Below are 13,997 nucleotides of genomic sequence, written 5' to 3'. Positions count from 1 at the left end.
TGGTGTATGCCCGATGGGCCTGGGTCGGAAAAATCCCGCACCCAACCGCATCCATATGCTATGGACGCCACCACTTTCGGCTAACTGCATCGATCCCGTTCAAATGAAATGCCTGGTCATCAATCTCGATCGGTCCCGCGACAGGCTCGCCCATATGACGGCCGAGTTTGCCAGTCTCGGCGTTCAGTTCGAACGGGTTGCAGCGATCGACGCGCAGGATCGGCCGGACCTCGCCCGCATGCCGCTGCGCGTCAAGCGCAAGTCGTTGCTGCGCCTGACCGACGCCGAGATCGCTTGTCTCCTCAGCCATAAAGCCTGCTGGGCGATCATCGCGGCCGGCGACGATGACTACGGTGCCGTCTTCGAGGACGACATCGTCTTTTCCGCAAAAGCCGGCGCATTGCTTGCCGACGCCGGCTGGATTCCGGCCGATGCCGATATCGTCAAGCTGGAGACGTTCTTCAAGAAAACCACGATCGCGCGCAAACACGTTTCTGCAGGCCGCGGCTTTTCCGTGTCCAGGCTTCACAGGATCCACATCGGGACAGCCGGCTACATAGTTTCAAGGCAGGCCGCGCGCGACCTCATCAATGCCACCGAGGATATCGGTATTCCGGTCGATCACGTCGTCTTCAATCCGGGCTTGGCAACATCGTCCAGCAAGACCATCTATCAGCTTGTTCCAGCGCTGTGCGTCCAGGACCAGTTCCTGGGCGACAAGGCGATCGGGCTGCCAAGCCTGCTCAAATCGGAGCGGAGCGACCAGTGGGCTGCAATCGGCATGGTCAAAAGACATAAGAAGACGGGAGCCAACAAGATCAAGGCCGAGGTCAAGCGGATCGTGCAGCAGATTTTCGACCTCTGCCGGCTGCGGCAGGAGACGATCATCCCGTTCGACTATCGTGGAGAGCGTGTCCGTCCGCCCCATACCCAGCGCCGCGAAAACGCGCTATAGACGCCGCCGAAACGGCGAGGCCGATCTGCGCACATGGCAAGAATCTCTCTAAAGCTCGATGAACTGATCGACGGCGATGCCTTGCGTCGCGAGATGACTGCGCTGACTGCGGCCACGGCAGGCGACGGCTCCGGCAAAACTGCGCGCGCCGGTGTTCTCCAGCTTCTCAAGGGCAGGCTAGCCGCCGGCCGCACCGTCGCTGAACGCATGCTGATGGACGATGGCAGCGGCACCGCTTGCGCCGCCCGGCTGTCGCATCTCATGGACGAAATCATCCGCGCGCTCTACGACTTCGCCGCCACCCATGTCTATCGCGTCAAAAACCCGTCATCGGCCGAACGCATGGCCGTCGTCGCGGTCGGCGGCTATGGCCGCGGCACGCTGGCGCCGGGATCCGACATCGATCTCCTCTTCCTGCTGCCCTACAAGCAGACGCCATGGGGCGAGCAGATCGTCGAATACATGCTCTACATGCTGTGGGATCTGGGGCTGAAGGTCGGCCACGCCACCCGCAATATCGACGAATGCCTGCGGCAGTCGCGCACCGACATCACCATCCGCACCTCGATCCTGGAAGCGCGTTTCCTGTGGGGCGAGCAGAAGCTCTATGACGAGCTCTTGCAGCGTTTCGACCGCGAGGTGGTGCGCACGACCGGACCCGAATATGTGCAGGCCAAGCTTGCCGAACGCGACGAACGTCACGCCAAGGCCGGCGAAAGCCGCTATTTGGTCGAACCCAACGTCAAGGACGGCAAGGGCGGCCTGCGCGACCTGCAGACGTTGTTCTGGATCGGCAAATACTTCTACCGGGTGCGCACCGGCGAGGAGCTGGTCGAAAAGGGCGTCTTCACCGACAGCGAATACAGGGAATTCCAGAAGGCCGAGGATTTCCTGTGGGCGGTGCGCTGCCACATGCATTTTCTCACCGGCAAGGCCGAGGAACGGCTGCATTTCGACATCCAGCGCGAGATCGCCGAACGGCTGGGCTACACCACACATCCGGGCCTGTCGGCGGTCGAGCGCTTCATGAAGCACTACTTCCTCGTCGCCAAGGATGTCGGGGATCTCACCCGCATCTTCTGCGCTGCGCTCGAGGAAGAGCAGGCCAAGCACGTGCCTGGCTTCAACCGCATCTTCCTCACCTTCTCGCGCCGCAAGCGCAAGCTTGCCGGCACGTCCGATTTCATTATCGACAACCATCGCATCAACATCGCCGACGACCAGGTGTTCGAGCGCGACCCGGTCAATCTCTTGAGGCTGTTCTGGTTCGCCGACAAGCATGGGCTTGAATTCCACCCCGATGCGCTGAAGCTTTTGACCCGTTCGCTCGGCCTCGTCGGCAAGGCACTCAGGCGCGACGAGGAAGCCAACCGGCTGTTCCTCGACATATTGACGTCGGACCGCAATGCCGAACTCAATCTCAGGCGCATGAACGAGGCGGGGCTGCTGGGAAAGCTGATCCCGGATTTCGGCAAGATCGTCGCCATGATGCAGTTCTCGATGTACCACCATTACACTGTGGACGAGCATTTGATCCGCTGCATCGGCGTGCTGGCCGAGATCGAGCGCGGCGACGGCGAAAAAACCCATCCGCTTTCCCACAAGCTGATGCCGGGGCTGAAGAAAAGCCGCGAGGCGCTCTATGTCGCGGTGCTTTTGCACGACATTGCCAAGGGGCGGCCGGAGGACCATTCCGAGGCGGGCGCCCGGATCGCGCGGCGCATCTGCCCGCATATGGGGCTATCGGCGGCCGACACCGAAACGGTCGCCTGGCTGGTCGAGAACCATCTCGTCATGTCGATGACGGCGCAGACCCGCGATCTCAACGACCGCAAGACGATCGAGGATTTCGCCGCGATCGTGCAGTCGGTCGAACGGCTGAAGCTGCTGCTCGTCCTCACCATCTGCGACATCAGAGGTGTCGGGCCGGGCGTTTGGAACGGCTGGAAGGGGCAGTTGCTGCGCACGCTCTACTACGAGACCGAATTGCTGTTGACCGGCGGGTTTTCGGAAGTGTCGCGTGCGATGCGCACCGCGGCTGCCCGCGAAAAGCTGGCCGAGGCGCTCGCCGATTGGCCGGAAAAGGCCCGCAAGCGCTATGTCGGCAAGCACTACGAGAATTATCTGCTGACGGTCGATCTCGCCGACCAGCTTCGCCACGCCGAATTCATCCGCGAGGCGGATGCGGCGGGCAAGAAGCTCGCCACCATGATCAAGACCCACCAGTTCGAGGCGGTGACCGAGATCACCGTGCTGGCGCAGGACCATCCCCGACTGCTTTCGGTCATTGCCGGCGCCTGTGTGGCGGCCGGCGGCAACATCGTCGATGCGCAGATCTTCACCACCTCCGATGGCCGCGCGCTGGACACGATCCTGATATCGAGGGAGTTCGACCGCGACGAAGACGAGCGCCGCCGCGCCGAACGCGTCGGCCGCCTGATCGAGGACGTGCTGTCGGGCAAGAGCTGGCTGCCGGAGATGATCGAAAAGCGGACCAAGCCGCGGCGCGGCGCCAAGGTCTTCCGCATCCAGCCGCGCGCCGAAATCCGCAACACGCTGTCGAACCGGTTCTCGGTGATCGAGGTCGAGGGGCTGGATCGGCCGGGCCTGCTGTCCGAGATCACCGGGGCGTTGTCCGACCTGTCGCTCGACATCGCGTCGGCGCACATCACCACCTTCGGCGAAAAGGTCATCGACACCTTCTATGTCACAGACCTCACCGGCCAGAAGATCGACAGCCCGACGCGCACGACCGCCATTCACAACAGGCTGATCGCGGCCCTCGAAGGCACCGAGCGCGGCGGCAAGGCCAAGGCCGCCGCCGAGTGAACGCCGGCCTCGATTTTTCCCCATCACGCAGGCAATCTCCGCACAAATGAGCCTTGTCAAGAAATTCGCGACGGTCGCTTCCGGCACGCTGATGAGCCGCGCTCTCGGCTTCGCCCGCGAGATGCTGATGGCGGCCGCACTCGGCACCGGACCGATCGCCGACGCCTTCAACGCCGCGTTCCAGTTCCCCAACACCTTTCGCCGTCTGTTTGCCGAAGGCGCCTTCAACGCCGCCTTCGTGCCGCTCTTCGCCAAGGAGATCGAGACGCACGGCACCGATGGCGCCAAGCGCTTCTCCGAAGAGGTGTTCGGCGTGCTGTTCACAGCGCTGCTGGCGCTGACCATCGCCATGGAACTGGCGATGCCGCTGATCGTGCGCTACCTGGTGGCGCCGGGCTTTGCCGACACGCCGGGAAAGTTCGAGATGACGGTCGGGCTTGCGACCATCATGTTTCCCTACCTGATCTGCATGTCGCTCGGCGCCATGATGGCCGGCATGCTGAATTCGCTGCGCCGCTATTTCGCCGCCGCGGTGGCGCCGGTGTTCCTCAACATCATCCTGATCGGCGTGCTTGCCTATGCCTGGCACAAGGGATCGGACGCGCGCACCGTCGGCTTCGCGCTGGCCTGGGGCGTGCTGGCGGCGGGACTGGTGCAGCTGGCGATCGTCTGGGTGGCGGTGCGCCATGCCGGCATCTCGATCGGTTTCCGCCGGCCAAGGATGACGCCCAATGTCAAGCGGCTGCTGATCCTGGCGCTGCCGGCGGCGATCACCGGCGGCATCACCCAGATCAACCAGCTGATCGGCACGGCGATCGCGTCGGCGCAGGACAGCGCGGTGTCGTCGCTCGCCTATGCCGATCGCATCTACCAACTGCCGCTCGGCGTCGTCGGCATCGCCGTCGCCATCGTGCTCCTGCCCGAACTGTCGCGGGCGCTGAAGTCAGGCAATCTGATCGAGGCGGCCAATCTGCAGAACCGGTCGGTGGAGTTCACCTTGTTTCTGACCTTGCCGGCGGCGGCGGCCCTGCTGGTCATGTCGGAGCCGATCGTTGGGCTGGTCTACGAACGCGGCGCCTTTGCCGCCAACAACTCGACGCCGATCGTGGCGTCGATCCTGGCGATCTTCGGCCTGGGCTTGCCAGCCTTCGTGCTGATCAAGGCGTTCACCCCAGGCTATTTCGCCCGCGAGGACACGCGCACGCCGATGATCTTCGCCGCCATCTCGGTGGCGGTGAACGTCACCACCGCACTGACGCTGTTTCCGTCGATGGGCGCGCCGGGCATTGCGGTCGCCTCGGCCGTCGCCGGCTGGGTCAATGCGCTGATGCTGCTCGGCGTGCTGATCCGGCGCGGCCATTGGGGCCGCGACGTGCCGCTCATGAGACGTATCCCACGGCTGGTGCTGTCGGCGGCGGTGATGGGGGCGGCGCTCTATTTTGCCGAGCACTGGTTTGCCGCCTGGCTTGCCTCGGGCTCGCCGCTGGTCATCAAGGCTACGACGCTTCTTGCGCTGGTAGCCGGCGGGGCGTTGCTTTATTTCGTCACCGCCTTCGCCACCGGCGGCGCCGACTTCGGCATGATCCGGCGCAATATCAGGCGAGGAGCGGCGAAGGCGCCGCCTGTCCCAAAATCCGAACTGGACGAATAATCCGCAGACTCTGAGCGCGGCGCCGGTCTTGATCGGATCGCCGCCTTCGTCCATAAGCGCGCCGTCGAAAGACTTTCGCCGCGCGCGAAACGGCCCTCCACAAGCCATGAGGACATCATGACCGCCTTCAAACCGCTCGTCTTTTCCGGCGTCCAGCCGACCGGCAATCTGCACCTCGGCAACTATCTCGGCGCCATCAAGAAATTCGTCGCCCTGCAGGACACCTCCGATTGCATCTATTGCGTCGTCGACCTGCATTCGCTGACCGCGCAGCTCGTGCATGAGGACCTGGCGGATCAAACGCGTGCGATCACCGCGGCGTTTCTCGCCTCCGGCATCGACCCGAAAAAGCACATCGTCTTCAACCAGTCGCGGGTCATGCAACACGCCGAGCTCGCCTGGATCTTCAACTGCGTGGCCCGCATCGGCTGGATGAACCGCATGACGCAGTTCAAGGACAAGGCCGGCAAGGACCGCGAGAACGCCTCGCTCGGGCTGCTTGCCTATCCGAGCCTGATGGCTGCCGACATCCTTGTCTACCGTGCCACCCATGTGCCGGTCGGCGATGACCAGAAGCAGCATCTGGAGCTGACACGCGACATCGCGCAAAAATTCAACAACGACTTTTCGGACCGCATCGCCGGCCTTGGCGTCGGCATAGAGATGAAGGTCGGCGAAGAGACGGTGAACGGCTATTTCCCGCTGACCGAGCCGATCATCGGCGGACCGGCGGCGCGCATCATGTCGCTGCGCGACGGCTCGAAGAAGATGTCGAAGTCGGACCCGTCGGACCTGTCGCGCATCAATCTGACCGACGATGCCGACACCATCTCGAAGAAAATCCGCAAGGCCAAGACCGACCCCGAGGCGTTGCCCGGGGAATTGGACGGCCTTGCCAGCCGGCCCGAAGCCGAAAACCTCGTCGGCATCTATGCGGGTCTCGCCGAGATATCGAAGGAGGCGGTGCTGAAAGAGTTCGGCGGCCAGCAGTTTTCGGCGTTCAAGCCGGCGTTGGCCGACCTTGCCGTGGAAAAGCTGGCGCCGGTCGCCGGTGAAATGCGCCGCATTTCCGATGACCGTGCCTATGTCGACGCAGTGCTCAGGGATGGCGGCGAGCGCGCGGGACTATTGGCCGAGGCGACGATGAAGACCGTGCGCGACATCATCGGCCTGCTGCAAAGCTGATCTGCGCCCAACATCGCTACATCCGCCGGTCGCTTGCGGCCGGGCTGTGGCGGTGGCAGATTGCGAACCGAAACCGTCGAACAGGGTGAATATGGTCTCCAAACGCCTCAGCCGCGAAGCCGGCCATCGCCGCAAGTTCCTGGCGATCATCGACGACACGCCTGAATGCGAGCGGGCCGTCGTCTACGCCTCGAAGCGCGCGCAGAGCACCAACGGCGTGCTGGTGCTGCTCTATGTGATCGAGCCGGACGATTTCCAGCATTGGCTGGGTGTCGAGAAGATCATGCGCGAGGAGGCTACAGCGACGGCTCGCGCGGCCCTCGACAGCTATGCCAACAAGGTGCGCCAGAAGCTCGGCATCGAGCCGGAACTGGTGGTGCGCGAAGGCAAGCCGACGGAAGAGATCCACAAATTGATCGAAGAAGACCAGGATATCGCCATCCTCGTGCTGGCGGCCGGCGCCGGCAAGGAGGGGCCGGGGCCGCTGGTCGGCGCGGTCGCCGGCAAGGGCGCCGCCTTCCCCATCCCGGTGACGGTGGTGCCGCAGAACCTGTCTGACGAAGAAATCGACAGCCTGGCCTGAGGTGTGCTGATATTCAGGTGAGGTCGGCCTGCAAACGGCGGCTTCCTGCGCTTCCGGTGCTCACGTACCAAAAGTACGCTCCGCTCCGGTTCTCGGAAACCATCATTTTCGGCTCGCCCTGGCTCAACACACCTCAAACCATGTTGCAGAAGACCGCAAAAACATTCTCCCAGCCAGCCGTTCTAGCGATGGCTTTCGCTTGAATGTCCCGCCGAGAAGGCCTATTTAGAATTATTCCAAACTGTCTGCCCGAATGGGCACGGAGACGTCCATGTTCATCCAGACCGAATCGACGCCAAATCCGGCGACATTGAAATTCCTGCCCGGCAAGGAAGTGCTCGTCGAAGGCACCGCCGATTTCCGTGATGCCGACAGCGCCGCCTCAGCTTCGCCGCTGGCCGGCCGGCTGTTCGAGATCCCGGGCGTCACCGGCGTCTTTTTCGGCTATGACTTCGTCACCGTGACCAAGGACGGTCCCGACTGGCAGCATCTGAAGCCGGCGATCCTCGGCGCCATCATGGAACACTTTATGTCCGGCGCGCCTGTCATGGCCAAGGCCGGTCCCGCTGCAGAGACCAGCCAGACCGGCGAATTCTACGACAAGGCCGACGAGGAGCTGGTCATCACCATCAAGGAACTGCTCGACACGCGGGTGCGCCCGGCCGTCGCCCAGGACGGTGGCGACATCACCTTCCGCGGCTTCGAGAACGGCACCGTATTCCTGCACATGAAAGGCGCCTGCGCCGGCTGCCCGTCATCGACGGCGACGCTGAAGCATGGCATCCAGAACCTGCTCCGGCATTTTGTGCCCGAGGTTCAGCAGGTCGAGCAGGTCTCTTAAGGACTCCATTCGCTTCTCGCGACAACAAAAAACCGGGCCGAATTGCCCGGTTTTCTGTTTTGGGACGTCAGTTGTTGCCTAGACGGTCCGCGTATGAGTTCTAAAGAACGATAACCTTGGCGCCGACGGAGGTGCGGTCGTAAAGGTCGATGATGTCCTGGTTCATCAGGCGGATGCAGCCCGACGACATCGCTTTGCCGATCGAGTTCCATTCCGGGCTGCCATGCAGGCGGTAGCCCGAATCGCCGCCTCTGTTGAACAGATACAGCGCGCGCGCGCCGAGTGGGTTCGTCAATCCCGGCTCCATGCCGCCGGCAAACTTGGCGAGCTCCGGCTGGCGCTTGATCATCGCCGAAGGCGGCGTCCAGGTCGGCCATTCGCGCTTCACCGCGATGCGGGCGGTGCCGCGCCATTCAAATCCCTCGCGGCCGACGCCGATGCCGTAACGCATCGCCTCGCCGCCGCCCATGACGTAATAGAGAAACTTGTTCTGCGTATCGACGACGATAGTGCCCGGCTTTTCATCGGTGTCGTAGCTCACCACCTGCCGACGGTACTTGAACGGCACCTTTTCGATCGGAATGCGCGGCAGTTGATAGCCCGCATCGGTCATCGGGCCATAGTTGCTGGTGAATATCTGCGAGCCGATGGTGCTGCAACCAGCAATAGCCGTCGACAGCGCAAGTGCGGCGACGATTGCGAATGACTTCATGCGCATGAAAAGGTCCGATGCCCCGCCCGAAATAGAGCGGCTCGAGACGGCCGCTTTGTCACCATCATTCATGCTGGCATTTGCTTTGCTTGCCAAGCGCGCGATGCCTATATGCAGGGGCTTACGCGCCGGTAAGTGCGTAACTGTGGCTTTTCGGCAACGGCCTTCGCTAGATTGTGAAGGAAATTCAATGGGGCGGCTCGCCGGACCGCCGAAGGTCGAGGAACTGTCATGAATGTCGGAGATGCCGCCCGCCGTTCCGGCCTGCCGGCCAAGACCATCCGCTACTATGAGGAGATCGGCCTGATCCGTCCTGCGCGCGCCGGCAACGGCTACCGCGACTATTGCGGCGACGACATCCACCGGCTGACTTTTCTGCGCCGCTCGCGCAATCTCGGCTTTTCCATCGACGACTGCCGCCAATTGATGGCGCTCTACCAGGACCGCAGCCGCGCCAGCCATGATGTGCGCGAGATCGCCGCCGCGCATGTGACGGCGATCGAGGAGAAGGTGCGCGAGCTGCAGTCGATGCGTTCGACCTTGCAGAAGCTGATCCATGCCTGCCACGGCGACGACCGGCCGCACTGCCGTATCCTGGATGATATTGCCGGGGCTGCGCTGGCTGGAGATAAAATCGCTTCCGCGGCGGCATGAGCGACCAGCCTCCGGCACTCCGCGAGGCCGCAAACGGACGGCCCTTACGACCCCGGCGGGCGATACCGGATCGACTTTGCCTTCCCAAGCGCTTGCATCGTCTCTTCGACGCTTAGGAGGACGGTGGTCTCATGCGAGCTGAGCGCCCCGCCCGCACCGATAGCCAGCATGACAGATGCCATCGAGACATTGTCTGGCGCCTCCCACAGATTCCAACCATCGTGCTCTCCGAAGGCGTACCAGAACCCGTGCAGCTTTCCGCCCACCGATTCGATGTAGGAACGGGCCGCCTCGCGGCGATCCTCGGGGTTTTCGATCAAGCGCGCCCAGGTTTCGGGCGTATAGCTGAATTTCGTAAGATACATCGGCATGGTTCGTCTCCTCCCAGAGCTGCGCCAACGAACCCAGTTAAGCGCCCCAATCGGAGAGAAGGCGAGTCGTTTCCGAGGCGTAGTACCGCTGGCTTAGTTGCGGGGCCGCTAATGGAGGTGCTTCACTGGCTCTCTTCAGGGAGTAAGGCCAATGGCAGCCTATCTTATTGCTGATGTAGACATAACCGATGCCGCCGTTTTCGAGGAATACCGCCGGGATGTACCAGCAACCGAAGCGCGCTATGGAGGAAGATACATCGCTCGCGGCGGAGCCACCAAAGTGCTGGAAGGCGATTGGGAACCTCATCGCCTGGTCATTGTCGAGTTCCCGGACATGGCTTCGCTCATGGCATGGTACGACTCTCCAGAATACGGTCGGCTCAAAGCTATCCGCGAACGCTGCGCAAGGACGAGGATCATTGCGCTGGAGGGCATGATGCCGGTCAGTTAAAGGCCCGGGCTGTCAACCGGATAATCGCCTGAAGAAAGCGGGTTCAAACCGTGAACAGAATCTGGCATGGTGCTGCCATGCCAATCATCTCGCCTGTCCCTCTCAACCCGCTCATCGATGGCCGCCAGTCCGAGCGTGCCATGCTGGTGCGGCGCGGCGTGCAGCGGCTGCTTAAGGAAATGGGCGCGCATGTGCTGCCCGAACTGTCGCTGGCGACCGGGCGCCGCGCCGACCTTGTCGCGCTGACCCGCCAGGGCGACATCTGGATCATCGAGATCAAATCCTCGATCGAAGATTTCAGGGTCGACCGCAAATGGCCGGACTACCGGCTGCACTCCGACCGCTTCTTCTTCGCCACCCATCCCGGCGTGCCCTCGGAAATATTTCCGCAGGAATGCGGTTTTATCCTGTCCGACGGCTACGGCGCCGAAATCCTGCGCGACGCGCCGGAGCACCGCATGGCGGCGGCGACGCGCAAGGCGCTGATGCTGAGGATCGCACGGGCCGGAGCATCGCGGCTGCTCGCGGCGGAACTCGCCGGCGTCTCGGTGCCGGCGCTGGAGGGCGAGAGCGAGTAGAGAACGTTCGAGCTATCTGGATACAGTGCTTTGTGCTGCCTACCCGACTGCCAGCGTTCGTGGTTGGCGAAAGCCTAAGCGGCATCCGATCTCCCCCCTTGCGGGGGAGATGTCCGGCAGGACAGAGGGGGGTGGGAAGGATTGCCAACTTTCAGCTTAACACACCCCCAATCGGGAAACAGTCTTAGGGGTTTTGTTGCGATAGGTTTGGCAGGTCGGAGCGACAGCACCCCCCTCTGCCCTGCCGGGCATCTCCCCCGCAAGGGGCGAGATCGGCAGCTTCGCCCGATGGCGAAATGATGATCAATCTCGACCTAGCCAGTTTCTATTCTTCTTCCTCGTCCGCCCCGTTCGCAGCCGGCGCGACCAGCAGCACGGCGGCGCCGAGGATCGCGGCGATGAAGGATCCGGCCAGGATGCCGACCTTGACCGCGTCCTGCAGCTCGACGTTGTTGGCGAAAGCGAGCAGGCCGATGAACAGGCTCATGGTGAAGCCGATGCCGCAGAGCAGCGAAATGCCAACCATGTGCAGCCAGCCGGCATTGACAGGCAGGTCGGCGAAGCCGAGCCGGATGGCAAGCGCGGAAGAGCCGAACACGCCGACCAGCTTGCCGGCGACGAGGCCGGCGGCAACGCCCAGCGTAAGCGGCTCGACCAGAGCGGCTGCGCTCAGGCCGGCCAACGAGACGCCGGCATTGGCAAAGCCGAAGATCGGGATGACGAACAACGGCACGATGTTATGCAGGCCGTGTTCGAGCCGATGCAGCGGCGAATGGTCGAGATCATGGCTGATGCCCGGAGTGACCTTCAGGGGTATGCTCAGGGCCAGCGCCACGCCGGCGAGCGTGGCATGCACGCCTGACTTCAGCACCAGCACCCACAGAACGGCTCCAAGCACGAGATAGGGCAGCAGCGTCAGCACGCCCATGCGGTTGAGCGCGATGAGCAGAGCGATGACCGCGAAGGCGGCGCCGAGATAGGCGAGCGACAGGCCGCTCGTGTAGAACACGGCGATGATGACGACCGCGCCGAGGTCGTCGATGATGGCAAGCGCGGTGAGGAATACCTTCAGCGACCCCGGCACGCGGTTGCCGAGCAGCGACAGCACGCCGAGCGCAAACGCGATGTCGGTAGCGGTCGGGATCGCCCAGCCGGACAGAGCGGCTGGGTTGTCGCGGTTGATGGCGACATAGACAAGTGCCGGCACCAGCATGCCGCCGGCGGCGGCGACGCCGGGCAGGACGCGCCGCGGCCAAGTCGAGAGCTGTCCGTCCAGCATCTCGCGCTTGATCTCCAGGCCGACCAGCAGGAAAAAGACGGCCATCAGGCCGTCATTGATCCAGTGCGATACGCTGAGCGGTCCCAGATAGGCGTGAAGGGCATCGAAGTAGGTTTCGGCCAGCGGCGAATTGGCGACGATCAGCGCCAGTGCTGCGGCAGCCATCAGGATGATGCCGCCGGCCGCCTCGCTGTCGAGGAATTCGCGAAAGATGGAGATCGGCCGCTGCTTCTGGTCCTGCATGTCGTCTCTCATGTTCCCGGTCGGACGGAATCACTTCGCAGGATGATGCTCAAGCCCCGGCAATGAGGCAAGCAGCCTGTCAGTCAGCCGTTAGTCAGCGCGGGGCGCGCTTGGCGAGTATCCGCTGCAGCGTGCGGCGATGCATGTTGAGCCGGCGCGCGGTCTCGGAGACGTTGCGGTCGCACATTTCGTAGACGCGCTGGATGTGCTCCCAGCGCACACGGTCGGCCGACATCGGGTTTTCAGGCGGTGCGGCGCGTTCACCCGCGGTGCGGGTGAGTGCGGCGAAAATGTCGTCGGCATCGGCCGGCTTCGACAGATAGTCGATGGCTCCCAGCTTCACCGCCGTCACCGCAGTGGCGATGTTGCCATAGCCGGTGAGGATGATGGCGCGGGCGTCGTCGCGCTTCTCGCGGATGGCGGCGACGACATCGAGGCCGTTGCCGTCGGCGAGCCGCATGTCGACCACGGCATAAGCGGGCGGGTTGACGCGCGCCTTGGCCACCGCCTCCTCGACGCTCTCGGCCGTCTCGACCACGAAACCCCTGGTTTCCATGGCGCGGGCAAGCCGCGTGAGGAATGGCTTGTCGTCGTCGACGATCAACAGCGAGGTGTCCTCGCCTTCAACCATTGCGCCAATCGTTTCGTCGCCATTCATCGTCTTCTAAATTCCTGCTGCCTGATTTTTACGCAAATATAGTTTTGGAGCGCTATTGTCCAATTCAAGCCGTGTCAAACATGGTGGCCGAAGCCGATTCAGGATTGAGGAAGACGCTGCGTGGCCACGATATCTGCACGATGGCGCCCTCGCCCGGCTCGTTTGAATTGCGGAAATCAAGCGTTGCCCCCGAACGCTCAAGCAAGGTCTTGGCGATGAAAAGCCCCAGGCCCAGGCCGCCGCCGGCCTCGGTGCCCTGGCGTGTCGACATATAGGGCTCGCCGATGCGGTCGATGATTTCGGGAGGGAAACCCGGCCCGTCGTCGGTGATCGAGAAGGTAACGGCGGCCTCGTTCCAGCTCCAGCGCACGGTGACGGCCTTGCGGGCAAAATCGACGGCGTTCTCGACCAGATTGCCGAGGCCGTAGATGACGCCGGGATTGCGCCGCCCTACCGGTTCGGGGCCGATGCGCTCGCCGGGGCGAAGTTTGATCGAGATGCCGAAATCACGGTGCGGCGCCGTCATCTCCTCGACCAGCGAGGTCAGCGGCAGGCGCGAGAGATGCGCCTCGCCCTCGGAAGACAGGCTGGTCAGGCGCTTGAGGATTTCGCGGCAACGCTCGCTCTGCGAGCGCAGCAGGGTCACGTCCTCGCCGTATTTCGGATCGTTGCGGAGCGCCTTCTCCATCTCCTTGGCAACAAGAGTGATGGTGGCAAGCGGCGTGCCCAGCTCATGCGCAGCGGCGGCGGCAAGGCCGTCCAGCGCCGACAGGTGCTGCTCGCGCTGCAGCACCAGCTCGGTGGCGGCAAGCGCGTTGGCGAGCAGGCGAGCCTCCTCGGCCACGCGGAAGGCGTAGATCGCGGTGAAGGCGATCGAGGAAAACACCGCCATCCATATGCCGGCGACATAGATGAACGGCATCTCCAGCGGCGCGCCCTCGTACCAGGGCAGCGGCAGATGGAAGAAGACCAGCAAGGTCGCCGCAACCATCACCAGCGCGCCGAGG

The 13,997-nt window shown here is 63.2% G+C and carries 14 protein-coding genes; 9 read left to right on the top strand and 5 right to left on the bottom strand.

Annotated elements, in window-relative coordinates; genetic code table 11:
• Positions 1-103 precede the first annotated feature (103 nt).
• From EOB36_RS19020 to EOB36_RS18995, 6 genes are all read left to right on the top strand, one after another.
• A complete protein-coding gene (locus EOB36_RS19020; RefSeq protein ID WP_126103864.1) occupies positions 104-955 on the top strand; it encodes a glycosyltransferase family 25 protein in 852 nt (283 codons plus the stop codon).
• Positions 956-988: 33 nt separating this feature from the next.
• On the top strand, positions 989-3,784 hold the full coding sequence (locus EOB36_RS19015; RefSeq protein ID WP_128285442.1) for a [protein-PII] uridylyltransferase: 2,796 nt from the start codon (positions 989-991) through the stop codon (positions 3,782-3,784).
• A gap of 46 nt (positions 3,785-3,830) precedes the next feature.
• Positions 3,831-5,435: a murein biosynthesis integral membrane protein MurJ gene (gene murJ / locus EOB36_RS19010; protein WP_128285441.1), complete on the top strand. Its 1,605-nt coding sequence runs from the start codon at positions 3,831-3,833 to the stop codon at positions 5,433-5,435.
• A gap of 117 nt (positions 5,436-5,552) precedes the next feature.
• Positions 5,553-6,620: a tryptophan--tRNA ligase gene (gene trpS, locus EOB36_RS19005; protein ID WP_128285440.1), complete on the top strand. Its 1,068-nt coding sequence runs from the start codon at positions 5,553-5,555 to the stop codon at positions 6,618-6,620.
• A gap of 91 nt (positions 6,621-6,711) precedes the next feature.
• Complete coding sequence (locus EOB36_RS19000; protein WP_095483040.1) at positions 6,712-7,203, top strand: universal stress protein; 492 nt, start codon at positions 6,712-6,714, stop codon at positions 7,201-7,203.
• 271 nt (positions 7,204-7,474) lie between these two features.
• Positions 7,475-8,044: a NifU family protein gene (locus tag EOB36_RS18995; protein ID WP_095483050.1), complete on the top strand. Its 570-nt coding sequence runs from the start codon at positions 7,475-7,477 to the stop codon at positions 8,042-8,044.
• A 100-nt stretch (positions 8,045-8,144) separates the two neighbouring features.
• Here EOB36_RS18995 and EOB36_RS18990 read toward each other — a convergent pair whose 3' ends face one another.
• Positions 8,145-8,762: a L,D-transpeptidase gene (locus tag EOB36_RS18990; protein WP_095483051.1), complete on the bottom strand. Its 618-nt coding sequence runs from the start codon at positions 8,760-8,762 to the stop codon at positions 8,145-8,147.
• Positions 8,763-8,987: 225 nt separating this feature from the next.
• Here EOB36_RS18990 and cueR point away from each other — a divergent pair, with 225 nt between their 5' ends.
• The gene (cueR, locus tag EOB36_RS18985; protein ID WP_127204054.1) at positions 8,988-9,410 is read left to right on the top strand and encodes a Cu(I)-responsive transcriptional regulator; all 423 of its coding nucleotides are present in this window, start codon (positions 8,988-8,990) and stop codon (positions 9,408-9,410) included.
• Between the two features lie 44 nt (positions 9,411-9,454).
• On the opposite strand, the gene EOB36_RS18980 is transcribed toward cueR, so the two are convergent.
• Entirely contained in the window at positions 9,455-9,781 is a 327-nt protein-coding gene (locus EOB36_RS18980; protein ID WP_095483041.1) for a GYD domain-containing protein, read from the bottom strand.
• A gap of 151 nt (positions 9,782-9,932) precedes the next feature.
• Here EOB36_RS18980 and EOB36_RS18975 point away from each other — a divergent pair, with 151 nt between their 5' ends.
• The gene (locus EOB36_RS18975; RefSeq protein WP_127204055.1) at positions 9,933-10,232 is read left to right on the top strand and encodes a DUF1330 domain-containing protein; all 300 of its coding nucleotides are present in this window, start codon (positions 9,933-9,935) and stop codon (positions 10,230-10,232) included.
• 77 nt (positions 10,233-10,309) lie between these two features.
• Positions 10,310-10,810, top strand: coding sequence for an MmcB family DNA repair protein (locus EOB36_RS18970; RefSeq protein WP_095484288.1), 501 nt, complete (start codon positions 10,310-10,312; stop codon positions 10,808-10,810).
• Positions 10,811-11,135: 325 nt separating this feature from the next.
• On the opposite strand, the gene nhaA is transcribed toward EOB36_RS18970, so the two are convergent.
• From nhaA to EOB36_RS18955, 3 genes are all read right to left on the bottom strand, one after another.
• Positions 11,136-12,332: a Na+/H+ antiporter NhaA gene (gene nhaA, locus EOB36_RS18965; RefSeq protein ID WP_127290052.1), complete on the bottom strand. Its 1,197-nt coding sequence runs from the start codon at positions 12,330-12,332 to the stop codon at positions 11,136-11,138.
• 94 nt (positions 12,333-12,426) lie between these two features.
• Positions 12,427-12,990 carry an ActR/PrrA/RegA family redox response regulator transcription factor gene (locus tag EOB36_RS18960; protein WP_128285439.1) on the bottom strand — a complete coding sequence of 188 codons (564 nt, stop codon included), beginning with the start codon at positions 12,988-12,990 and terminating at the stop codon, positions 12,427-12,429.
• A gap of 64 nt (positions 12,991-13,054) precedes the next feature.
• Positions 13,055-13,997 (bottom strand): ActS/PrrB/RegB family redox-sensitive histidine kinase (locus EOB36_RS18955; RefSeq protein ID WP_164897554.1); only part of this gene is annotated, 943 nt, incomplete at its 5' end.

It is taken from the genome of Mesorhizobium sp. M6A.T.Cr.TU.017.01.1.1, assembly GCF_004023115.1.
Classification (GTDB): domain Bacteria; phylum Pseudomonadota; class Alphaproteobacteria; order Rhizobiales; family Rhizobiaceae; genus Mesorhizobium; species Mesorhizobium mediterraneum.
This window is presented reverse-complemented; position numbering and strand designations above follow the sequence as displayed.